Raw genomic sequence first — 22,165 nt, 5'->3', positions numbered from 1 at the left:
TTAGTGTGGCTTTTACCTTCCAAAACAATAAAAACAGGCTTTCCAATGAGCCAGAGTCTCAACCAGCTGCGTAAATTCGTTTCACCTGAAATCATCTTCGGTGCCGGTAGCCGGCACAATGTCGGCAACTATGCCAAGACCTTTGGCGCGCGCAAGGTCCTGGTGGTCAGCGATCCCGGCGTGATTGCCGCCGGCTGGGTCGCCGATGTCGAAGCCAGCCTGCAGGCGCTGGGCATCGACTACTGCCTTTACAGTGATGTCTCGCCCAACCCGCGGGTCGAAGAGGTGATGCGCGGCGCCGAGCTGTACCGGGAAAACCACTGCGACGTGATCGTCGCCGTCGGAGGCGGCAGCCCGATGGACTGCGGCAAGGGCATCGGCATCGTCGTCGCCCATGGTCGCAGCATTCTCGAATTCGAGGGCGTGGACACCATCCGCGTGCCCAGCCCGCCGCTGATCCTGATCCCGACCACTGCCGGCACCTCCGCCGACGTCTCGCAATTCGTGATCATTTCCAACCAGCAGGAGCGCATGAAGTTCTCCATCGTCAGCAAGGCGGTGGTGCCGGACGTTTCGCTGATCGACCCGGAAACCACCCTGAGCATGGATCCGTTCCTGTCGGCCTGTACCGGCATCGACGCGTTGGTGCATGCCATCGAAGCCTTCGTGTCCACCGGCCACGGGCCGCTGACCGACCCTCATGCGTTGGAGGCGATGCGCCTGATCAATGGCAACCTGGTGCAAATGATCGCCAACCCGACCGACATCGCCCTGCGCGAGAAGATCATGCTCGGCAGCATGCAGGCCGGGCTGGCATTTTCCAACGCAATCCTGGGTGCCGTGCATGCCATGTCCCACAGCCTCGGCGGCTTTCTCGACCTGCCCCACGGCCTGTGCAACGCGGTGCTCGTCGAACACGTGGTGGCCTTCAATTACAACTCGGCACCGGAGCGCTTCAAGGTGATCGCCGAGACCTTCGGCATCGACTGCCGGGGCCTGAATCACCGGCAGATCTGCGGGCGTCTGGTGGAACACCTGATCGCTCTCAAGCATGCCATCGGCTTTCACGAAACCCTCGGTTTGCATGGCGTCAGGACCTCGGACATTCCGTTCCTGTCACAACATGCCATGGACGATCCGTGCATCCTGACCAACCCGCGCGAATCCAGCCAGCGTGATGTCGAGGTCGTCTATGGCGAAGCCCTCTGACGAGCAACAACGGGCCCTGGCCGGGCTGCTGGGGCTGGGCAGCCATTCGGCGCGCAAGAGTCATTACCCGGAACTGGCTGCGCGCCTGGATGATCTGGAAGCCGAGCGTAACCGCTACAAGTGGCTGTTCGAAAACGCGGTGCACGGGATCTTCCAGGCCAGCCTGCACGATGGCATGCGTGCCGCCAATCCGGCGCTGGCACGCATGCTGGGCTACCAGGACCCGCAGGAGGTGCTGTTCTCCCTGACCGACCTGGCGAGCACCCTGTTTGTCGACGGCGCGCAGGAGCTGGAAGACATCGGCGAAATCCTCAGGCACCAGCGCAGCCTGCACGGCTATGAAACCCGCTTGCGGCGCAAGGACGGCAGTCACCTCGATGTGTTGATGAACCTGCTGCTCAAGCCCGGCCAGGAAGGGCTGGTGGAGGGGTTCGTTTCCGATATCACCGAGCGCAAGCAGGCCCAGCAACGCCTGCAGCAACTCAATGACGAACTGGAGCTGCGCGTCGTCGCGCGCACCAATGAACTGCTCGAAGCCAACCGTAACCTTCAGCAGCAGATCATCCAGCGTAAACAGATCGCCGAGGCCTTGCGCGACGCTCGCGATGCCGCCGAGGCGGCCAATCACAGCAAGGACAAATACCTCGCCGCCGCCAGCCACGACCTGCTGCAACCGCTGAATGCCGCGCGGTTGCTGATTTCGACCTTGCGCGAACGCAAGTTGCCGGACACCGAACAGGTGCTGGTGGAGCGTACCCACCAGGCCCTGGAAGGGGCCGAAGACCTGCTGACGGATCTGCTCGACATCTCCCGGCTCGATCAGGCCGCGGTCAAGCCGGACATCGCGCCATACCGCCTGGACGAACTGCTCGGGCCGCTGGTCTCGGAATTCCAGTCCGTCGCGCAGGCGGCCGGCTTGAACCTGCGGGTGCGCATGGCCGATTACGCCATCAGCACCGACTTGCGCCTGATGACCCGGATCCTGCGCAATTTTCTCAGCAATGCCTGCCGCTACACCGATGAAGGCAGCATCCTGCTGGGGGCAAGGCGCCGAGGCGAGATGTTGCGCCTGGAGGTCTGGGACACCGGGCGTGGCATCGCCGCAGACCGGCTCGATTCGATCTTCCTCGAGTTCAACCAGCTGGACGTCGGCCGCGCCGCCGACCGCAAGGGCGTGGGCCTGGGGCTGGCGATTGTCGAACGCATCGCCAAGATCCTTGGCTATAAAGTCGGCGTGTACTCGTTGCCGGGGCGTGGCTCGATGTTCAGCATCGAGGTGCCGATATCCCGTGAGGTTCCGTTGCCCGTGAGCCAGGCGGTGCCACAACCGGGCACCGGCAACCCGCTGCCGGGACGCCGTCTGCTGGTGATCGACAACGAAGTGAGCATTCTCGACAGCATGAGTGCGTTGCTCGGGCAGTGGGGCTGCGAGGTTCTGACCGCCACCGATGAAGCGTCTGCGCTGGCGACGTTACGCGGGCAGGCGCCGGAGCTGATTCTCGCGGATTATCATCTCGATCACGGGGTGGTCGGCTGTGATGTAGTGCGACATTTGCGCGAGCATTTCCAGCAGAACATACCCGCGGTGATCATTACGGCCGACCGTACCGACCATTGTCGGCGTGCGTTGCAGCGGCTCAACGCGCCGTTGCTGAACAAACCGGTGAAGCCCGGCAAGTTGCGAGCGGTGTTGAGTCAATTGTTGTTCCCTGTAGGAGCGAGCTAGCTCGCGATGGTCGTCAACGATAACGCTGGCATCCTGATGCCCCTCGGCGTTGTCCAGTTCATCGCGAGCAAGCTCGCTCCTACAAGGGGGGAGGGGTGTCAGCTGGAAATCATGGGGGGCAGGGTGCCGAGCAATGAAACGGCCGCCACTGCGCCAAGCCCCAGCATCCACTCCAGCATCACGCTGGTGCGCAGTGTTTGCAGACGCTGCTCGCAATCATTGATCCGCAAGCGATTGAACAACGCCAGGCCCAACATCGCGGCCACCAGCAACGCCTTGATCAACAGGATCAAAGCGAACCCGCTGAACAGCGGCGTTGGCCAGAAGGCCCCGGTGAGCACCCGCACATTGATCAGCCCGGTGAACAGCAGCCCGGCGACCAACCCGTAGCCGACGCCGCTGAAGCGCTGCAACATCAAGCGGATCGAATGCCCGGCAGGCTGGCGCAGGATCATCACCAACAACATCAAACCGCCAAGCCAGGCACCCACGCAGATCAAGTGAATGAGTTGATTGAGGATCAGCAAATGTCCTGCGGTGCCATCGAGCATGGCGCCATGACCGACCGGAGCCAGCGTGGCCACCAGCAGACCGCTGAGGATCAGACGCGGCGCAAGGCTGGCGCGTAGTGGTGTCAGCAACAACACCAGCAACGCCATGTTGATCAGCAGATGCCAGCGCCAGACCTGACCGAAAAAGGTATTGCCCAGCACGAGCTGCAGGGTCGGCGGATCGAAGGCCGCGTCCCAGGCTCCGGCCATGCTTGCGGTAACCAGCAACAACCAGCAGACCCCGCTGCCCAGCGCCACCGCGGCCAGCCAATGGGAGGTGCGTGCCAGCCGCTGATCCAGTGCGGTTTCGCCATTCGCCAGCAACGGTCGGAACACCCAGGCCCCGAACAGCATCAGCACCACGATGAAGTGCAGGAAGCGGCACAGCACCAGCGCGCTCGCCATGAGTTACTGGCCAACCTTGAAGGCGTAGGCACCCTCGCTTTTGTGAGTGTCGACCGACACGGCGTGCCATTCGACCTTGTAGGCTCCGGCGGTCAATGGCGCGGCTGGAGTGACGATCAGGGTCTTCTTGTCGCTGCCTTCGGTGGTCAGCGCTTTGACCGCCACCGGTGCGCCATCCCTGGTCAGGGTGACTTTGGTGAAACTGGCCTCGACACCCTCGGAGAACTCCAGGCGCAGTTCCGTTGGCGCGGTCACGGTGCTGTCGGCGGCCGGTGTCTGGCTTTTCAGGTGCGCATGGGCAAACACCGCAGAAGCGGCGAGCAGCGAGCCGAGCAGGGCCGCGACGGTCAGGGTTTTCTTGAGCAGCATCGTGAGTTCCTCAGGCAGTTTCCAGATGCGCAGAGTTTAGCGTTACGACAGCGGCTGTACGAAGTTTCGTTTTCCCCTGTCGCCGCATTCCAGAGCGGATGCTAGTCTTGCTCAATGTTGTTGTCGGGGACCCGCATGGGCAATCACAAGATCGAGATTCGTCGCAGTAACGTCGAAAAGATTCTGCTGGGGGCGGAAAAGGTCTTCGCTGAAAAGGGCTTCGGCGGCACCGCCATGGCCGACATCGCTGCCGAAGTGCAGCTGCCGCGCTCCAACCTGCATTACTACTTCAGTACCAAGACCGAACTGTACAGCGCGGTGCTGTTCGATTTGCTGGAAGTGTGGAAGCAGGACGCGCTGTGCTTCGAGATGTTCGATGACCCGCGTGTGGTGCTCAGCAGCTACATCCGCGCCAAGATGAACCATTCCCGCAGCCGGCCTTATGGTTCTAAAGTCTGGGCCAACGAAATCATCCATGGCGCGCCGACCCTTGGCGCAGCGCTGGACGCGAGCCTGTACGACTGGGCCAAGATGAAGGAAGCGAAAATCCGCCAGTGGGTGGACGACAAACGCATCCTGCCGGTAGAGCCGTCGAGCCTGCTGTACATGATCTGGGCCTCGACCCAGCACTACGCCGACTTCGATCACCAGGTGAACATTCTCAACGACCATCAGCCGCTGTCGGACATGCAATTTGAAAAAGCGGTGCAGACGGTGACCAGTGTGATTTTGCGGGGGATCGGGTTGGAGCCTTGAGGTTGGGTGGTGTGGCTGCTGGCCTCTTCGCGAGCAGGCTCGCTCCCACATTGAAATGCATTCCATTGTGGGAGCGAGCCTGCTCGCGAAGGCGTCGGTTCAGACGCCGCAGATTTCAAGGACTGACGTGATACGGATTCCTCGGATCATGATTCCAGTCCAGGAACGGCTTGCCAGTCTCCACCGGCACCATCTCGATGCAGTCCTGCACCGGGCAGGTGATCTGGCACAGATTGCAGCCCACGCACTCCTCATCGATCACTTGATACTTGTGAGTGCCATCCGCCTGCTTGAGGCTGGCCACGGCCTGGTGCGAGGTGTCCTCACAGGCGATGTGGCAACGACCACAGCCAATGCACGCCTCCTGATCGATCTTCGCGATCACCTGGTAGTTGATGTCCAGGTACTTCCAGTCCGTGGTGTTGCCCACCGCGCGGCCGGAAAACTCCGAGATGCTGGCGTAGCCCTGACTGTCCATCCAGCGTGACAAGCCGTCCTTCATGTCTTCGACAATCCGGAAGCCATGCAGCATCGCCGCCGTACACACCTGGACCGCGCCGCTACCCAGTGCGATGAATTCCGCGGCGTCGCGCCAGTTGCCGATGCCGCCGATGCCACTGATGGGCAGGCCCCGGGTCTGCGGATCACGGGCGATTTCGGCGACCATGTTCAGGGCAATCGGCTTGACGGCCGAACCGCAATAGCCGCCGTGGGTACTTTGGCTGCCGACCATGGGGTTGGCGACCATGCGTTCGAGGTTGACGCTGGTGATCGAGTTGATGGTGTTGATCAACGACACCGCATCGGCGCCTCCTCGGTGGGCTGCACGGGCGGCGACACGGATGTCGGTGATGTTCGGCGTGAGCTTGACGATCACTGGCAATGAGCAATACGTCTTGCACCAGCGCGTGACCTGTTCCACGTATTCCGGCACCTGGCCGACCGCCGCACCCATGCCCCGTTCCGGCATGCCGTGGGGGCAGCCGAAGTTCAGCTCGATGCCGTCGGCGCCGGTGGCTTCCACCAGCGGCAGGATGTTTTTCCAGGATTCTTCGACGCAAGGCACCATCAACGACACGATCAGCGCACGGTCCGGCCAGTCCTTTTTGACCTGGGTGATTTCCCGCAGGTTGATCTCCAGTGAACGGTCGGTGATCAGCTCGATGTTGTTGAAACCGAGTACCTCCCTGTTAGCCCCGAAGTGCGCCGAGTAGCGCGACGACACGTTGACCGCCGCCGGGTCTTCACCCAGGGTTTTCCAGACCACGCCGCCCCAGCCCGCCTCGAAAGCGCGGACAACGTTGTAGGCTTTGTCAGTCGGAGGCGCGGAGGCCAGCCAGAACGGATTGGGTGCTTTGATGCCGGCGAAGACAATCGACAGATCGGCCATTTACGCAGCCTCCACGTTGAGCATCAGTTGAGCGTTGATCGCCACGGCGGCGCGTTTGCCGTGTTGCACCGCTTGCACGGTGAGGTCCTGATCGAGGCTGGTGCAGTCGCCGCCGGCATACACGCCGGGGATGCTGGTGCGCAGGTTTTCATCCACTTCTATCCGCTCACCTTTACGCTTGAGTTCACGGGCCAGCGGATCGGCGAGGGCGCTGCTGTCGAAGGCCTGGCCGATGGCTTTGAAGATCGCGTCGGCGGCCAGTTCGAAAGTTTCACCGGTGGTTTGCAAGCAACCTTCGACCAGATGGGTACGGGCGAAACGCATGCCGCGCACACGGCCGTGGTCATCGAGCAGCACTGCTTCGGGTTGCGCCCAGGTCATGAGCCGTACCTGATTGGCCTTGGCAATGTCCTGTTCGTGATGGGTGGCGCCCATGTCTTCGGCGCCGCGGCGGTACACCAGGTTCACGTCACGGGCACCGAGGCGGGCCATTTGCACGGCCATGTCGATGGCGGTATTGCCGGCGCCGAGGACGATGCAATGGTCGGCCAGGGGCAGTCGGGTCAGGTCATCGGCCTGGCGCAGTTCACGGATGTAGTCGGTGGCGGCGAGCAGGCCAGGCGCATCTTCATGGGCCAGGCCCAATTGTTTGCTGGCATTGAGTCCGAGGCCGAGGAACACCGCATCGAACTGTTGCTGCAGTTCACTGAGGGTCAGGTTGTCCCCGAGCTTCTGCCCGTGGCGGATTTCGATCCCGCCGATGTCCAGCAGGAACTCAAGCTCCTGTTGTGCGTAGTCATCCACCAGTTTGTATTTGGCGATCCCGTACTCGTTGAGACCGCCAGCCTTTTCCCGCGCCTCGAAAATCACCACGTCGTGCCCGTGCATGGCACTGCGGTGAGCGCAGGACAAACCGGCGGGGCCGGCGCCAACCACGGCGATGCGTTTGCCTGTGGCGGCAGCACGCTGGAACGGGTGGGCGCTGAAGTGGGCGTTATCCACGGCGTAGCGCTGCAACAGGCCGATCATGACTGGCGCGCACTCGTGGGCGTTATTGCGCACGCAGGCTTGCTGGCAAAGGACTTCCGTCGGGCACACCCGGGCGCAACTGCCGCCGAGGATGTTGGCCGAGAGGATCTTCTGCGCGGCGCCTTGCACGTTGTCCTGCGCAATGTTGCGGATGAACGAGGGAATGTCGATCTCGCTCGGACAGGCATTCACGCAGGGCGCGTCGTAGCAATACAGGCAGCGCGAGGCTTCCAGGTGAGCCTGGCGCTCGTTCAGCGGCGGCGCCAGATCGGTGAAGTGGCCGGCGAGGGCGGCTGCACTCTCGTAGGGATGCGGGAGATGACTCAGGGTCTTGATCACGGTTTTGGCCTCACGGTGATTTGAGGTGCTGCCTCTGATGGGCATTGTTTTTTTGTTGTCTGTACCGGCCTCTTCGCGAGCAGGCTCGCTCCCACAGGGGAATGCATTTCAAATGTGGGAGCGAGCCTGCTCGCGAAGGCCGAAGGCCTCGATTTCAGCGTTTCACAGCCGTCGGCTTGTGCTGCTCAGCCCGCTTGCTCAGCAAATCAAACACCGCCGGGTACGCCGGCCGTTCGATGTAGCGCCCGGCACCGCGCTCGGCCCGCAGGTCGCCGTCGGCCCAGACCACGCGGCCCTGGCTGATGGTGTGGCTGGGCACGCCGCGCACGGTCTTGCCTTCGAAGATGTTGAAGTCCACCTGCTGATGGTGGGTCTTGGCGGAAATGGTCCGTGTGCCTTGCGGGTCCCACAGCACCAGGTCGGCGTCGGCACCGACGCGGATCGCGCCTTTGCGTGGGTAGAGGTTGAAGATCTTCGCCGTGTTGGTGGACGTCAGCGCGACGAATTGCTGCATCGAGAAGCGTCCGCTGTTCACGCCTTCATCCCACAACACCGCCATGCGGTCTTCGATGCCGGCGGTGCCGTTGGGGATCTTGCTGAAGTCGTCGCGGCCAGCGGCCTTTTGCTCGGCGCAGAAGCAGCAGTGGTCGGTGGCGGTGGTGTGCAGGTTGCCCGATTGCAGGCCATGCCAGAGCGCTTCCTGGTGGCCGCGAGGGCGGAACGGTGGGCTCATCACATAACCGGCTGCGGTTTGCCAGTCCGGATCACGGTAGACGCTGTCGTCCAGCAGCAGGTGCCCGGCCAGCACTTCGCCGTAAACCGGTTGGCCCTTGCCCCGGGCGTAGGTGATTTCATCCAGGGCTTCCTTGGTCGAAACGTGAACCAGATACAGCGGCGTACCCAGGGTTTCGGCGATGCGGATCGCCCGGCTCGCGGCCTCGCCTTCAACCTGTGACGGCCGCGACAGCGGATGCGCTTCCGGTCCGGTGATGCCCTGGGCCATCAGCTTGCGTTGCAGGTGATACACCAGTTCACCGTTTTCCGCATGAACGGTCGGCACCGCGCCCAGTTCCAGGCAGCGTTCGAAACTCGCCACCAGGGTGTCATCGGCGGCCATGATCGCGTTCTTGTAGGCCATGAAATGCTTGAAGCTGTTAACGCCGTGCTGGCTGACCAGCTCGGCCATTTCCTCGCGGACCTGTTCGCTCCACCAGGTAATGGCGACGTGAAAGCCGTAGTCCGACGCCGACTTCTCGGCCCAGCCGCGCCACTGATGGAAGGCTTCGAGCAGGGATTGCTGCGGATTGGGAATCACGAAGTCGATGATCGAGGTGGTGCCGCCGGCCAGTCCCGCCGCCGTGCCACTGTAAAAGTCTTCGCTGGCCACGGTGCCCATGAAGGGCAGTTGCATGTGGGTGTGCGGGTCGATGCCGCCGGGCATCAGGTATTGACCGCTGCCGTCGAGCACTTCGGCCCCTGCAGGTACATCGAGATTGTCGCCGATGGCCCTGATCACGCCGTCTGCGCAATACACATCGGCGCGATAACTTTCATCATGGGTAATAACGGTGGCGCCACGGATCAACAGAGACATTCCGAGTTCCTCGCAGGCATTGACCGGCTTATGCCGGTTCTAGATGTTTTATATAAAACAGTCCGTACAGAATGATTCCTGTCAGTGCTGTCAGGAATAAACGCTAGCTGCAGTTTCCGGAATCGGCAAGAATATTTTTTATAAGCTTATTCACTTAATAACTAATTGAATAATAAAGATTAAATTCATGGATCACCAAGATGGTGAGGCTGCTCACCATTTTGACGCACTTGACAGGATGTAAATATGGTCAAGATTTCTTACGTGAAATCAGCTGTTTGAGCAGGGTCCATGATCGATGCGCAGCCATTGAAAAAAAGATCAGTGCACCAGATTGAGTCCTGACGGTTCGGACAACTTGGTTGGCATTCGGCCCGAGTGGCAAGACAAGTAACCGAAGGCGACATCGATGACCCAATAAAACTGATAAACATCAGTTGCTTATAAAGTGTTTATGGAACTGCCCGATGCGCAAACGGGGTACTCGGCACGTTTATTGATGCCGCGAGCCTGCGATGAGCAAAAAAATAATTCAAAGAACAGTGGAGCGGCCATGCAACAGATCAGATCGCAAGTGACCGAGCGCGACGGCTTGTTTGAGCTGGAAGCCGGCAGCGATGTCCTCGACAGTCCCCGTTACAACCACGACATTGCACCGACCAAGGTGCGCGAACGCACCTGGAACAAATGGCACATCACCGCGCTGTGGGTGGGCATGGCGATCTGCGTGCCGACCTACACCCTCGGCGGGGTGTTGACTGCTTACTTCGGCCTGACCGTCGGTGAAGCGCTGCTGGCGATTCTGCTGGCCAACATCATCGTGTTGATCCCCCTGACACTCAACGCCTTTCCCGGCACCAAGTACGGCATTCCCTTTCCGGTGTTGCTGCGCTCGTCCTTCGGTGTGCTCGGCTCCAACATTCCGTGCCTGATCCGCGCCCTGGTGGCGTGCGGCTGGTTCGGCATCCAGACCATGTTCGGCGGGCTGGCGATTCACCTGTTCCTCGGTTCGGTGTTCGAGGGCTGGAAATCCCTGGGCGGCACCGGCGAGGTCATCGGCTTCATGGTGTTCTGGGCGCTGAACCTGTGGGTGGTGATTCGCGGCGCCGAGTCGATCAAATGGCTGGAAACCCTCTCGGCACCGCTGTTGGTACTGGTGGGCGTAGGGCTGCTGGTCTGGGCCATGCCGAACGTTTCGATGACCGAGTTGCTGGCGATTCCGGCCAAACGTCCCGAAGGTGCCGGGGTGGCCAGTTACTTCGCTGCCGGGCTGACCGCGATGGTCGGTTTCTGGGCCACACTGTCACTGAACATTCCGGACTTCAGCCGCTACGCAAAAAGCCAGAAGGACCAGATTGTCGGGCAGATCATCGGCCTGCCGCTGACCATGTTCCTGTTTGCCTCCCTGGGTGTGGTGATGACCGCGGCCTCGGTGAAACTGGTGGGCGTGACGGTTTCCGACCCGGTGACTCTGATCGGCCATATCCAGAGCCCGGTGTGGGTCGCACTGGCAATGGCGTTGATCATCATCGCCACGCTGTCGACCAACACCGCAGCGAATATCGTCTCGCCGACCAATGACTTCCAGAACATCGCCCCCAAGGTGATCAACCGCACCAACGCCGTGCTGCTTACCGGATTCGTCGGATTGGCGTTGATGGCCCACGAACTGCTGAAAAAGCTTGGCCTGATCGTCTCGGATCTCAGTCTGGAAACCGTTTACTCCAACTGGCTGCTTGGTTATTCGAGCCTGCTGGGGCCGATTGCCGGGATCATGGTGGTGGACTATTTCCTGATCAAGAAACAACAACTGGACCTTGCCGGCCTGTACCGCGATGACGTGTATCCGGCGTGGAACTGGTGCGGCTTCATGGCCTTCGGCGTGCCGGTGGTGTTGACGCTGTTGTCCCTGGGCAGCGATGCGTTCAACTGGTTCTACAGCTATGGCTGGTTTACCGGCTCGGCCCTTGGAGGGGTGATTTATTACGGGTTGAGTGTGATGCGGCCGAGTCCGTCTGTCGCGAAATCTGCGGTGTGATGACCGGCGCCTTCGCGAGCAGGCTCGCTCCCACATTTGGAATGCATTCCCCTTTGTGGGAGCGAGCCTGCTCGCGAAGAGGACCTCGAACACACTCAAAAAATGTCTGAGAGAAACCGATAAGAACAGCCTGAGGAGATCATCATGAACGCTGCCGTCGACGTTCTGCAGTCCAGCCATCAGCACATCAACCGTGACCGCCTGTGGCAGTCGCTCATGGAACTGGCCAGGCTTGGCGCCACAGTCAAGGGGGGCGTGTGTCGCCTGGCCCTGACCGATCTCGATCGCCAGGCCCGGGACATCTTCGTCAAATGGTGTGTCGATGCCGGCTGCACCGTCAGCATCGACGCCGTCGGCAACATCTTCGCCCGGCGCCCCGGGCGCAATCCCGACCTGCCACCGGTGATGACCGGCAGCCACATCGACACCCAGCCCACCGGCGGCAAGTTCGATGGCTGCTTCGGTGTATTGGCCGGCGTCGAAGTGCTGCGCACCCTCAATGACCTGAACATCGAAACCGAGGCGCCGCTGGAAGTGGTGGTCTGGACCAACGAAGAAGGTTCGCGCTTTGCCCCGTGCATGATGGGGTCCGGCGTGTTCGCCGAAAAATTCACCCTCGAGGAAACCCTGGCCAAGGTCGATGCCGATGGCGTCACCGTGGGGCAAGCCTTGAACGCCATCGGTTACGCTGGCCCGCGTCAGGTCAGTGGCCATGCGGTGGGCGCCTATTTCGAAGCCCACATCGAGCAAGGCCCGATCCTTGAAGACGAACGCAAGACCATAGGCGTGGTCATGGGCGCCCTCGGGCAGAAATGGTTCGACCTGAAACTGCGCGGCGTCGAAGCCCACGCCGGCCCGACCCCGATGCACCTGCGCAAGGATGCGCTGGTCGGTGCCGCGGTGATTGTCGGTGCGGTCAACCGCGCCGCCCTCGGCCATCAACCCCACGCCTGCGGCACTGTCGGTTGCCTGCAAGCCTATCCCGGCTCGCGCAACGTCATCCCCGGCGAAGTACGCATGACCCTGGACTTCCGCCATCTGGAACCGGCTCGCCTGGACTCGATGATCGCCGAAGTGCGCGAAGTCATCGAAACCACCTGCGAAGAACACGGCTTGACGTTCGAACTGACCCCAACCGCCGACTTCCCGCCGCTGTACTTCGACAAGGGCTGCGTCGAAGCCGTGCGCGGTGCCGCCCAGGGCCTGGGCCTTTCGCACATGGACATCGTCAGTGGCGCAGGGCACGACGCGATCTTCCTCGCCGAACTCGGCCCGGCCGGGATGATCTTCGTGCCGTGCGAAGGCGGCATCAGCCACAACGAAATCGAAAACGCCGCGCCGGATGACCTGGCGGCCGGGTGTGCGGTGCTGTTACGGGCAATGCTGGCGGCTTCGGCGGCGGTGGCCAAGGGGGCATCGGCGGCCTGAACCTTGTGACGTGCGCTGAATTGTTCGGCGCACGTCACAACGCGCAATCCTCAATCGTCATCCTGTTGAATCCCTCAATCAGTGGAGCAACGCGATGTCGTCCAACACTCAACCGGTCAACCTGCTGCAATCGATCCCACAGGTTTTCGAAAGCCTGGCCCAGGTCCATGTCGTGCTCGATCAGCATGATCTCGATCCCAGCCTCAAGCACTTGATCCACCTGCGCGCCTCGCAGATCAACCAGTGCGGTTTCTGCGTGAAGATGCACACCCGCGAAGCCCGAGAAGCCAATGAAACCAATGAGCGCCTGGATCGCCTGATCGTCTGGCGTCACGTCAGTGATTTCAGCCAATCGGAGCGCGCCGCGCTGGCGTGGACCGAAGCCTTGACAGTGCTGGATGAAAAAACCGATTACGCCAGCCTGCGCGGTGAGTTGAGAGCGCATTTCAACGACGCACAGATCGGCGCCTTGACGGCCGAGATCGGCATGATCAACCTGTGGAACCGCTTGCAAGTGTCGAGGCACTGATTGATGAACTGCGCTGAAAACGCCGCCACTGTGTTCGAGCAGCGCCGGCCCTTTTTGCTCGGCCTGGCCTATCGCATCCTCGGTTCGCGCGCCGAAGCCGAGGATGCGGTGCAAGAGTTGTTCATCAAGTGGCTGGAGGTCGATCGCGCCTCCATCGCCACCCCGGCCGCCTGGCTGACCACGGCCTGCACCCGGCACTGCATCGACGTGCTGCGTTCGGCGCACGCATCCCGGGTCGACTACTTCGGCACCTGGCTGCCGGAGCCGATTCACACCACCCATCAGGACTCGCCCGAGTACAGGCTGGAACTGGCTTCGTCATTGTCCACCGCATTCATGTTGCTGCTGGAGCGCCTGACACCCAAGGAGCGCGCGGCGTACCTGCTCCACGAAATCTTTGACATGGATTACCCGCAGGTCGCCGATGCGGTCGGGGTGCAGGAAGCCGCTTGCCGCAAACTGGTGTCCCGGGCCAAGGCGAGCCTGGGCAACGGACACGCCCGCTACCAACCGCAACCCCAGCGGCAAAGCCAATTGCTGAGTGCGTTTCACGGCGCCATCGCCAGCGGCTCGACCGTTTCCTTGAGCGCCATGCTGAGCGAAGACGTTGAACTCTGCGCCGACAGCGGTGGCAAGGCCCCGGCCATCCGCGAAACCCTGTCGGGCATCGCGCGCGTGCTGGATTTCATCGGTCAGTCGTTGCACAGCTATTGGCAGGCGTGCGAATGGCTACCCATTGAAATCAACGGTGCCCGAGGTGTCGTCATCAAGGCCGACGGCGTTATCACGGCGTCGATGACCTTTGGCTTTGATGAAGCGGGGCGGGTGAGCCGGATCTTCATCATGCGCAATCCGGACAAGCTGGCGGGGCTGGAGGCGGCGATGAACGTGCACTAGCCAGAGATCCCGAAAATGATGCAGATCCCACAAGGTACGTAGCACTATTGCAATCTCGGGCGGTCCTACTCTTCACAAGGTCACCCTACTTGTGGAGGCGCAATGAGCCAGGACGTCCCGACCACGGAAACCAATCGCCGCCAGTTGCAGCAGATCATCGCCGGTCTGTCCGACGGGGTGATACTGCTCGATCCCGACCAGAGCATTCTGTGGGCCAACGAGGCGGCGCTGGCCATGCACGGTGTCGTGCAAGTCAGCGACCTGGGCGCCAATGCCAAGGCGTATGCCAAACGCTTCGTCTTGCGCTATCGCAACAAGCATGTAGTGCCCGTCGACAGCTATCCGATCAACCGGGTGGGGCGCGGCGAGACGTTCAGCGATGTGCTGGTGGAAGTGACGTCGGCGGCGGACGAAGAGCGTACCTGGGTCCATCGCGTGCGCAGCCTGGTATCGGCCGGCAGCCGTGACGAGCCGCAATCGCTGGTGTTGATCATGGACGACGTCACCGACCGGGTCAGTGCCGAGCAACGTTTCGAGAAAACCTTCGCCGCCAACCCGGCACCGGCTGTGATCTGCCGCCTCAGCGACTTGCGCTATATCAAGGTCAACCCCGGGTTCCTCGAGATGACCGGTTACACCCGTGACCAGGTGATCGGTACATCGACCTATGAGCTGGACGTGCTGGACCAGGCCGAGAACAAAGAGCTGGCCAGGCAGCGTTTGCGCGAAGGCGCGACCATACCGCAAATGCAGGCCGAGTTGCGCTTGCCCGACGCAGGCAGCAAGCAAGTGATCGTGGCCGGCCAGCCGCTGGAGCTGAACGGCGAAGCCTGCATGTTGTTTTCCTTCGTCGACATGGAGCCGCGACATAAGGTCGAAGCTGCCCTGCGCCAGAGCGAAGAGCGCTTTGCCAAGGCGTTTCGCCTGTCCCCGGTGCCGATCCTGGTTTGCGCTGCCCGCGATCAAGTGGTACTGGATGTGAACGAAGCCTTCCTCGATTCCCTTGGTTACTCCCGCGAAGAAGTCCTCGGCAAGAGCATCGCGCAGATCGACTTCATCGACGACAAGGGCGCGCGCATACGGCTGTTCGCGGCATTGGCGAAATCCCCAAGCCTGGACCGCATCGATGTGCGCGTGCGCCGAAAAGACGCCGGGCTGATCGATTGCGCGGTGTCGGCAGACACCGTGAACATTCAGGAAAACCGCTGCCATCTGCTGGTGCTGATAGACATCACCGAGCGCAAGCGCACTGAGCTGGAGCTGGTGGCGGCCATCGAAGAGGTGATGAAGGACGCCTCATGGTTCAGCCGCACGCTGATCGAAAAACTCGCCAACGTGAAGCGCGTCAACTCACCGAAGTTGCCCGGCGTGTCCTACACCGACCTGACCGCCCGTGAGCAAGCTGTGCTGAGCCTGATTTGCGAAGGCCTGGCCGACAAGGAAATCGCCGCGCGCCTGAAACTGGCGCCGAACACGGTGCGCAATAATGTGGCGGCTGTGTATTCGAAAATCGGTGTGCACAGCCGCAGCGAGGCGATTGTCCGGGCGCGGGAACGGGGACTGTTCTCCAGTGAATGGCGGTGTGATCAGTCGCCGTCCTGACCCGGTGATGTAAGAACTGCCAGCCTCTACTGGCATCGATCACCGACTGGGCTCTTAGTGATTCGCAAATTTTTATTTTTTTGACAGGTGTGTGGATTTTCCGCGCCGGTTTTGTTGTCACAAAATTGTGTCGATCACTTATCGCGGGTCAACCTATGAAAATTCTTGGGAAACGCGTTATCTCACCTGTATCGCTGGCATTCTGCGTAGCGATTTTCGCCGGCTGTGCCAGTCCGCCACCCCCTCCAGCAGTCACTCCACCCCCTCCTGAACGCACCTGCCAGGCCATGGATAAAACCGATGTGCTGGGCGATGTACGGGGTGAAGAAGGGAAGGTGACTCGAATCACCACCACGACTCGCTGCGTCACGCAGTAAGCGCGGGCGCGATACGCAGCAATCTCAGCCGGCTCGGGGTGATGCTGATTTCCTTCATCGTCGCCTTGGGTGGCGGGGTGATCCGGGCATTACGCTGGCAGTTGCAAACGTCGTGGTTGCCTGAAGTCCTTCCTTATCGCGATCTGTTCTAGAAAAACTGTCAACTCTGACAGTTCCTCACGTGCCCATTTTTCCCGATAGTTGAATGACCACCTCTGTTCATTCACCTGTCAACGATCGAGCGCGCGCCATGACCATCGGACTTAAAGCTGGAGCTACAGGAATCGATCCCGTGTACATCTGCCACGGTGCCGAGCATGACTTCAAGATTGCGGCTGTGGCGGACAGCCCTTGGGTAAACCAGAAGATGAGCTTCAATCAGGTTCCGGGGGAGTCCTCTCCGATCAGCACGGTTCCTGAGTTCGGCGAGTATCAGACGCTTCTGGCGGCGGGCAGTGAGTGGAAGCTCAATTGCCCGGCGGATGGAACGGACATCGATTTCAACCTTCAACTGCAGAGTGAGTTCACGGCTGCGCCTAGCAAAGTGGCCCTGAAGCTAGGTGATTATCGGCGGGAAATTCTGAACAAGCGGGATCCCATCAGCGCTCCGATGGTGGGAGATGAGGTAACGGCCGAGGTTCAGATCGGCTCCTTCTATACAAAAAAGGAACTGGCAGGGATTGAGGTCGAGTGGTGCTTCGACGGGACAATCGTGCGCACTGTGCCAACGAAGAATACAGGTTGGAGCCAGTTTGCCCATAAAGTGACGACGGCGGGTGAGCATACGATTACGGCAAAAATCCACAGTCCATACGACAACAAAAAATCGGAACACATCTTTACGCTCAACGCGTATCTGGAAAGCCCTTGGGAAGAGGCCACGGTGTTGGTCAATGGTGAACCCGTTGCCTGGAAATCGTCGAATGTCTTTTTGATTCGTGGGAAAGCAGGTGAACTGAAGGTGACCGCGCCATTTCTCAAGGGGAAAGAGATTTCCCTGGGGGTGATCAATCCAGATGGGCTGACCGTTAGCGCTACTCCAAAGTTTGATGAGTGGGTATCGATGCCAGAGGGCAATGCAGGCTGGTCATTTACTACAGGGGCTACGAAGAGTGGCCGTATCAGGTTGGTGTTGTCGAGCAGAGATGTAGTTCAGCCGCTTGAGATCTCCTGTGCAGTGTTGTCGAGTAATCTGGCGGATGAGGCAATTGTTTTGCTAGATAGCGTAGAGTTACCTACAGGCGGAGCAGAAATCCCTTCGGGGGTAGTATTGACCCTGAAATACAAACACCCTGATCTGTTGTCTGGACTTAAGTTAGCCTTGGACGCAGTTCTTGAATCAGGGCTCGTGCCTGGTGATCTAACTAGTCAGCCACCTTTCCGCCAACAAACTTTAAAACATGAATGGGCGCTAATTGGCGCACAAGGGAAGGAAGGTGCTTTCAAGTTAAAGCTGTTTGATGAGCAGCAGAAGGCTCTGCTCATTACACCGACGAATCGTTTGACTGTGCCGTCTAAAATGAGTTTGGAAAGTTGGGGGGGCAGTCCTCTTCCCCTTCCTCCAGAAAAACTTTCGTGGAGTACCTCTACTATGTTCAGCGTCCGTGCGGCGCTCAATAGTTCAGATGGCAAACCATTGGTTGGTATACCTGTCACTTTTTATACCCCGGGCTCAGAGGAACCTGAGCTTGTATTGGAAACTGACAGCAGAGGGCTGGCATTAGCTGCGACGTGGTATACAACGCCTGGCGCTTATACAGTACGCGTGGTGGCTGGGCCGACAGTCGCAGAGCTACAGGTAGACGTTACTGTCTGAAACCGCGGAGTTAAAGTGAATTCGCTTTGTAAATTAGTTGATTGTAACCCGCCTGGCAGTAGTAGCACTCTGAGGAGCACTATTACTGCTAGTCGGGTGATACGAAAGCATATGGATCCTCTTGCACAATGAGTTAATGTTGAGGTCAAAAAGGAGTCTTCTATTTACATTCAGCGAAATCCCAGCCGTAAATTCGACGCATCACTTGCTTAATGCCGGAGAAAACTTGGTATCGGTCAAACCCGGCCTCAGGGTGTTGCAACGAATCCCGAACTGAGCGCATTTCGGCTCGATACCATGTCGGGCCGATACCAAGGCGCCGAGTACCAGCGTGAACCTGATGTGGAGTAGAGCACTGATTTTATTCTGTGCATTACGTTGATAAGAAAATGAGGAGGTTTATTACAGCTTGTTCTAGCTGACCTGTCAGTTGTGATAGTTTCCGGCGCAACGATTTTTCCTGAAAGTGAACGGACTGTTTTTTATGTCCATCGCTGAAAAGGAAACGTCGTAATGACCACCGAATTAAAAGCTGCAACTGCTGCAACAAGTCCTTGGGAACAAGCCACGTTATTTATCAACGGCAAGCAAGTGGAGCGGGGGGCAGAACTCTTTTTGCTTCGCAATCAGGAGTACGAATTGACGGTGGAGGCTCCACCGGCGATCGCCAGGTCGCTCAACCTGGGGCTGGCTGAGAATGGCGGCTTGAACATCGTTGCAACGCCGGACTTTGGCGCTTGGGTGGCTCCCGTCAATGGCAAGTTCAATTGGAAGATCAAGCCGGGCGCTGGCAAGAGCGGTCGTATCACCCTGGTGTTTTTCAGCAGGGAAGTGCTGGAGTTGTGGGAGCACCGAAGCCTGGTGATTTCGAGCAATCTGGCGGATGAGGCTGATGTGAAGATTGACGGCGTCGCCGTGCCTGCCGGAGGCAATTGGTTTTACCGGGACAAACCTCAAACTGTCACACTGACACCTAAATCAGGCAGTCCCTTGGCGGGCCTTCCGATTACGCTGAGCTGTGTAATTAAAAGCGGCCTTGATCCAGACAATGTGGTGAGCGATCCGGCTTTCGGTGATGAGCAAACAGCATACAGTTGGAAGGTGGTGGGGAGTACGAAAAGTGGCATCTTCCAGTTGTTACTGTCGGGAGCAGGGATGCCAACGCCAATAACATTGCCTCAGTCGAAGTTAATTGCCTTGCCACAGATTTTGTTTGCTGATGTTCCCATGTGCTCTGGTTCAATGGCGGACGCAGCAAAAAATGGAGTTCATCCGATTCGACTGGAAAATAGAGAGGGAATATTTAAGGACTCACGAGTTAGATTGAAGCTGTTGGGTGCGGGCTCTGATGGGCGATTGATCCCCGACTCTGGAGAGTGGCTGGAACCAGGTAGCGTAGCCCAATGGGATCTGATCTGCGGCGATAATGATGCCGATATGTATTTGCAAGTGGAGTTTGAAGGAGTTCGTGATTATGATGTGATGTTTCATGTTAAGTTGAGTGCGCATCCTCGAATTATTGGCAGGACGTTTCCCGGTACAGATAGATTTATTGCAAATCGGCTGGGTTATTATTTTGCAACTTTTGTGTCGGCCAAAAATTCTGCAATCCGTATGAAGGTGGAGGATTTTCGGTTTGTGTTTCTTGGTATCCCGCTTCCAGGCATGACCGATGATTTTCTGGGTATAGGGCAGATTCCAATAAAGATGCCTGCTGGCTCATATAATTTCACTTGTTATATCGGGCTGCCCGATGGGGGGAGGGAGGATGAGAAGTCTTTCTCGGTTACTGTGCATCCGGGCTGATTAACATTCTATTGATGGATGGGAATGCCCGGTTAAGGCTTGGAGGTCGAGACCAGGTAGTTATCCTCAACGAAAACATGAAAGGCAGCCACCCGGCTAATGCCAGTCAGTCAAGCTGGCTTGAATTTTATTTTTGATCGGAGACTTCGGGGGATTTGAACCGGATAGCTCGGGGATAAATACGCTCCTCTTACCGATGAGGCATGGTGCCCGCTCTAATGCGGCGGGAAGATCTTGTTTATTTGTTCCAGAATGCTCGGCATTCGTCCTCAAAGCGACCTTGAAAGAAAGACAGTCATTCGACTGCCTTTCTTTCATTCGCAAACCGGATCAGGACAGGAAACCACCATCCACATTCAACGAAACACCTGTGGTGTAACTGGAAGCATCACTCGCCAGATAAAGCACCGCCCCCGCCATCTCACTCGGATCCGCCACGCGCTTGAGCGGAATCTGCTGCAACGCAGTATTCAAGATCGCCTCATTCTTCACCAGCGCCGAAGCAAACTTGGTGTCGGTCAAACCCGGCAACAGGGCATTGCAACGAATCCCGAACTGCGCGCATTCCTTGGCGAAGACTTTGGTCATGTTGATCACCGCCGCCTTGGTCACCGAGTAGATGCCCTGGAAGATGCCCGGCGAAACACCGTTGATCGACGCCACGTTGATGATGCTGCCGCCACCGTTTTCGCGCATCAGCTTGCCGGCTTCGACCGACATGAAGAAGTAGCCGCGGATGTTTACATCGACGGTTTTCTGGAAGGCGCCGAGGTCGGTGTCCAGCACGTTGCAGAACTGCGGGTTGGTCGCAGCGTTGTTGACCAGGATGTCGAGGCGGCCGAACTGTTCCTTGATACCGGCGAAGACCTGGCTGATCTGTTCCATTTCGCCGATGTGGCAGGCGACGGCGGTGGCCTTGCCGCCAGCGGCGATGATCGCGTCGGCCACGTGCTGGCAGCCTTCAAGCTTGCGGCTCGACACGATCACGTGGGCGCCTTGCTGGGCCAGCAGCTTGGCGATGGCTTCACCGATGCCACGGCTGGCGCCGGAGACGAAAGCGATCTTGCCGTCGAGGTCGAACAACTGAGTCTTGGACATGGGGTTTCCTTGTTATTGAGCCGAATGCCGGGTTGCGGCTAATGCTGTTCAGTTGAAGCCAGTGAGTACGCGTTATCGTTGACGATCTTCGCGAGCAAGCTCGCTCCTACAGGGGATCGTATTTCGATCAGAGGGTGGATTTGTGGATGACCTGCAGGCTCATCTGCTCCAGCAGCTTGTTCATGTGAATGAACTGCGCGAAGCGTTTGTCCTGGGTCTGGCCATGGTAGAAGCGGTAGTAGATCTGCTGCACGATGCCGGCCAGGCGGAACAGGCCGTAGGTGTAGTAGAAGTCGAAATTGTCGATGCGGATGCCCGAGCGTTCGGCGTAGTAATCGACGAACTCGCGGCGGGTCAGCATGCCCGGCGCATGGCTGGGCTGGCGGCGCATCATCTGCACCGGTGCCGGGTCATCGGCTTCGATCCAGTAGGCGAGGGTGTTGCCCAGGTCCATCAGCGGGTCGCCGAGGGTGGTCAGTTCCCAGTCGAGCACGCCGATGATCTGCATCGGGTTGGCCGGGTCGAGGATCACGTTGTCGAAGCGGTAGTCGTTGTGCACGATGCTCGAGGTCGGATGGTCGGCCGGCATCTTGTCGTTCAGCCAGGCCTTGACCACGTCCCATTGCGGCGCATCGGGGGTCAGGGCTTTTTCGTAGCGATCGCTCCAGCCTTTGATCTGCCGCGCCACGTAGCCTTCGGGTTTGCCGAGGTCGCCCAAACCGTAGGCGTTGTAGTCAACGCGATGCAGTTCCACGAACTTGTCGATGAAGCTCTTGCACAGGGCTTCGGTTTTCGCCGAGTCCAGGCCCAGTTCCGGCGGCAGGTCCGAGCGCAGGATGATGCCGTTGACCCGTTCCATGACATAGAACTCGGCACCGATCACCGATTCGTCGGTGCAGTGCACATAGGCTTTGGGGCAATACGGAAAACCGTCGCGCAGTTGATTGAGGATGCGGAATTCACGGCCCATGTCGTGGGCCGACTTGGCTTTGTGGCCGAAGGGTGGCCGACGCAGGACGAATTCCTTTTCCGGGTACTCCAGCAAATACGTGAGGTTCGACGCACCGCCCGGGAACTGGCTGATCTGCGGCAAACCGCTCAAACCCGGAATGTGTGCCTTGAGATACGGATCGATCAGGCTGGCATCGAGTTCTTCGCCGGTGCGGATACGGGTGGACTGGTCAGTAAGCGCCATGCTTATCCCTT

Annotated in this window: 17 protein-coding genes and 1 pseudogene; 10 read left to right on the top strand and 8 right to left on the bottom strand. The window is 59.3% G+C overall.

Annotated features, from left to right (window positions below):
* Positions 1 to 45: 45 nt before the first annotated feature.
* Both ercA and ACEN8E_RS16715 read left to right on the top strand, forming a co-directional pair.
* Positions 46 to 1,209, top strand: a complete 1,164-nt coding sequence (gene ercA, locus ACEN8E_RS16720) for an alcohol dehydrogenase-like regulatory protein ErcA (RefSeq protein ID WP_495589050.1) — start codon at positions 46 to 48, stop codon at positions 1,207 to 1,209.
* A complete protein-coding gene (locus ACEN8E_RS16715) occupies positions 1,193 to 2,935 on the top strand; it encodes a PAS domain-containing hybrid sensor histidine kinase/response regulator (RefSeq protein WP_495589049.1) in 1,743 nt (580 codons plus the stop codon). The genes ercA and ACEN8E_RS16715 overlap by 17 nt, the downstream gene beginning before the upstream one ends.
* Positions 2,936 to 3,033: 98 nt before the next feature.
* Here the strand turns inward: ACEN8E_RS16715 and copD are convergent, their stop codons facing one another.
* Complete coding sequence (gene copD, locus ACEN8E_RS16710) at positions 3,034 to 3,891, bottom strand: copper homeostasis membrane protein CopD (protein WP_495589048.1); 858 nt, start codon at positions 3,889 to 3,891, stop codon at positions 3,034 to 3,036.
* A 3-nt stretch (positions 3,892 to 3,894) separates the two neighbouring features.
* On the bottom strand, positions 3,895 to 4,260 hold the full coding sequence (gene copC / locus ACEN8E_RS16705) for a copper homeostasis periplasmic binding protein CopC (protein WP_495589047.1): 366 nt from the start codon (positions 4,258 to 4,260) through the stop codon (positions 3,895 to 3,897).
* A gap of 135 nt (positions 4,261 to 4,395) precedes the next feature.
* Here copC and ACEN8E_RS16700 point away from each other — a divergent pair, with 135 nt between their 5' ends.
* Positions 4,396 to 5,016, top strand: coding sequence for a TetR/AcrR family transcriptional regulator (locus ACEN8E_RS16700; protein WP_008003535.1), 621 nt, complete (start codon positions 4,396 to 4,398; stop codon positions 5,014 to 5,016).
* Between the two features lie 115 nt (positions 5,017 to 5,131).
* On the opposite strand, the gene preA is transcribed toward ACEN8E_RS16700, so the two are convergent.
* The 3 genes from preA to hydA form a co-directional block, all read right to left on the bottom strand.
* On the bottom strand, positions 5,132 to 6,406 hold the full coding sequence (preA, locus tag ACEN8E_RS16695) for an NAD-dependent dihydropyrimidine dehydrogenase subunit PreA (RefSeq protein WP_495589046.1): 1,275 nt from the start codon (positions 6,404 to 6,406) through the stop codon (positions 5,132 to 5,134).
* A complete protein-coding gene (locus ACEN8E_RS16690) occupies positions 6,407 to 7,774 on the bottom strand; it encodes an NAD(P)-dependent oxidoreductase (protein ID WP_495589045.1) in 1,368 nt (455 codons plus the stop codon). It abuts the gene before it with no gap.
* A 154-nt stretch (positions 7,775 to 7,928) separates the two neighbouring features.
* Positions 7,929 to 9,368 (bottom strand): dihydropyrimidinase, encoded by a 1,440-nt coding sequence (gene hydA / locus ACEN8E_RS16685; RefSeq protein ID WP_495589044.1) that lies wholly within the window; start codon positions 9,366 to 9,368, stop codon positions 7,929 to 7,931.
* A gap of 553 nt (positions 9,369 to 9,921) precedes the next feature.
* Between hydA and ACEN8E_RS16680 the strand changes: the two genes are divergently transcribed.
* The 6 genes from ACEN8E_RS16680 (at position 9,922) to ACEN8E_RS16655 (ending at position 18,055) form a co-directional block, all read left to right on the top strand.
* A complete protein-coding gene (locus ACEN8E_RS16680; protein ID WP_495589043.1) occupies positions 9,922 to 11,406 on the top strand; it encodes an NCS1 family nucleobase:cation symporter-1 in 1,485 nt (494 codons plus the stop codon).
* A 144-nt stretch (positions 11,407 to 11,550) separates the two neighbouring features.
* Positions 11,551 to 12,834, top strand: coding sequence for a Zn-dependent hydrolase (locus ACEN8E_RS16675; protein ID WP_495589042.1), 1,284 nt, complete (start codon positions 11,551 to 11,553; stop codon positions 12,832 to 12,834).
* A 94-nt stretch (positions 12,835 to 12,928) separates the two neighbouring features.
* The gene (locus tag ACEN8E_RS16670) at positions 12,929 to 13,363 is read left to right on the top strand and encodes a carboxymuconolactone decarboxylase family protein (protein WP_495589041.1); all 435 of its coding nucleotides are present in this window, start codon (positions 12,929 to 12,931) and stop codon (positions 13,361 to 13,363) included.
* Positions 13,364 to 13,366: 3 nt separating this feature from the next.
* Entirely contained in the window at positions 13,367 to 14,260 is an 894-nt protein-coding gene (gene sigJ, locus ACEN8E_RS16665; RefSeq protein ID WP_495589040.1) for an RNA polymerase sigma factor SigJ, read from the top strand.
* Between the two features lie 102 nt (positions 14,261 to 14,362).
* Positions 14,363 to 15,862: a helix-turn-helix transcriptional regulator gene (locus ACEN8E_RS16660; RefSeq protein ID WP_495589039.1), complete on the top strand. Its 1,500-nt coding sequence runs from the start codon at positions 14,363 to 14,365 to the stop codon at positions 15,860 to 15,862.
* Positions 15,863 to 16,444: 582 nt separating this feature from the next.
* Complete coding sequence (locus ACEN8E_RS16655; protein ID WP_495589038.1) at positions 16,445 to 18,055, top strand: hypothetical protein; 1,611 nt, start codon at positions 16,445 to 16,447, stop codon at positions 18,053 to 18,055.
* Between the two features lie 204 nt (positions 18,056 to 18,259).
* On the opposite strand, the pseudogene ACEN8E_RS16650 reads toward ACEN8E_RS16655, so the two are convergent.
* Positions 18,260 to 18,340 (bottom strand): annotated as a pseudogene (locus tag ACEN8E_RS16650) (short-chain dehydrogenase); the annotation flags it as partial.
* 228 nt (positions 18,341 to 18,568) lie between these two features.
* Between ACEN8E_RS16650 and ACEN8E_RS16645 the strand changes: the two are divergent.
* A complete protein-coding gene (locus tag ACEN8E_RS16645; protein ID WP_495589037.1) occupies positions 18,569 to 19,861 on the top strand; it encodes a hypothetical protein in 1,293 nt (430 codons plus the stop codon).
* Positions 19,862 to 20,191: 330 nt separating this feature from the next.
* Here the strand turns inward: ACEN8E_RS16645 and ACEN8E_RS16640 are convergent, their stop codons facing one another.
* Both ACEN8E_RS16640 and ACEN8E_RS16635 read right to left on the bottom strand, forming a co-directional pair.
* Positions 20,192 to 20,959: an SDR family oxidoreductase gene (locus ACEN8E_RS16640; protein WP_095059930.1), complete on the bottom strand. Its 768-nt coding sequence runs from the start codon at positions 20,957 to 20,959 to the stop codon at positions 20,192 to 20,194.
* Positions 20,960 to 21,086: 127 nt separating this feature from the next.
* Positions 21,087 to 22,154 (bottom strand): phosphotransferase family protein, encoded by a 1,068-nt coding sequence (locus ACEN8E_RS16635; protein ID WP_495589036.1) that lies wholly within the window; start codon positions 22,152 to 22,154, stop codon positions 21,087 to 21,089.
* Positions 22,155 to 22,165: the final 11 nt, after the last annotated feature.

The organism is Pseudomonas sp. Pseusp9 (assembly GCF_059491265.1).
Note: the sequence above shows the minus strand (reverse complement) of the source record. Positions and strands in the feature narration are given on the sequence as shown.

Excerpts from the sequence above, each read along its gene's own strand:
- hydA (WP_495589044.1), bottom strand. The coding sequence starts at position 9,368 with ATGTCTCTGTTGATCCGTGGCGCCACCGTTATTACCCATGATGAAAGT.
- ACEN8E_RS16715 (WP_495589049.1), top strand. The coding sequence starts at position 1,193 with ATGGCGAAGCCCTCTGACGAGCAACAACGGGCCCTGGCCGGGCTGCTG.
- ACEN8E_RS16700 (WP_008003535.1), top strand. The coding sequence starts at position 4,396 with ATGGGCAATCACAAGATCGAGATTCGTCGCAGTAACGTCGAAAAGATT.
- ACEN8E_RS16635 (WP_495589036.1), bottom strand. The coding sequence starts at position 22,154 with ATGGCGCTTACTGACCAGTCCACCCGTATCCGCACCGGCGAAGAACTC.
- ACEN8E_RS16655 (WP_495589038.1), top strand. The coding sequence starts at position 16,445 with ATGACCACCTCTGTTCATTCACCTGTCAACGATCGAGCGCGCGCCATG.
- ACEN8E_RS16640 (WP_095059930.1), bottom strand. The coding sequence starts at position 20,959 with ATGTCCAAGACTCAGTTGTTCGACCTCGACGGCAAGATCGCTTTCGTC.
- copC (WP_495589047.1), bottom strand. The coding sequence starts at position 4,260 with ATGCTGCTCAAGAAAACCCTGACCGTCGCGGCCCTGCTCGGCTCGCTG.
- ACEN8E_RS16645 (WP_495589037.1), top strand. The coding sequence starts at position 18,569 with ATGACCACCGAATTAAAAGCTGCAACTGCTGCAACAAGTCCTTGGGAA.
- ACEN8E_RS16670 (WP_495589041.1), top strand. The coding sequence starts at position 12,929 with ATGTCGTCCAACACTCAACCGGTCAACCTGCTGCAATCGATCCCACAG.
- ACEN8E_RS16680 (WP_495589043.1), top strand. The coding sequence starts at position 9,922 with ATGCAACAGATCAGATCGCAAGTGACCGAGCGCGACGGCTTGTTTGAG.
- ercA (WP_495589050.1), top strand. The coding sequence starts at position 46 with ATGAGCCAGAGTCTCAACCAGCTGCGTAAATTCGTTTCACCTGAAATC.
- preA (WP_495589046.1), bottom strand. The coding sequence starts at position 6,406 with ATGGCCGATCTGTCGATTGTCTTCGCCGGCATCAAAGCACCCAATCCG.
- ACEN8E_RS16660 (WP_495589039.1), top strand. The coding sequence starts at position 14,363 with ATGAGCCAGGACGTCCCGACCACGGAAACCAATCGCCGCCAGTTGCAG.
- copD (WP_495589048.1), bottom strand. The coding sequence starts at position 3,891 with ATGGCGAGCGCGCTGGTGCTGTGCCGCTTCCTGCACTTCATCGTGGTG.
- sigJ (WP_495589040.1), top strand. The coding sequence starts at position 13,367 with ATGAACTGCGCTGAAAACGCCGCCACTGTGTTCGAGCAGCGCCGGCCC.
- ACEN8E_RS16675 (WP_495589042.1), top strand. The coding sequence starts at position 11,551 with ATGAACGCTGCCGTCGACGTTCTGCAGTCCAGCCATCAGCACATCAAC.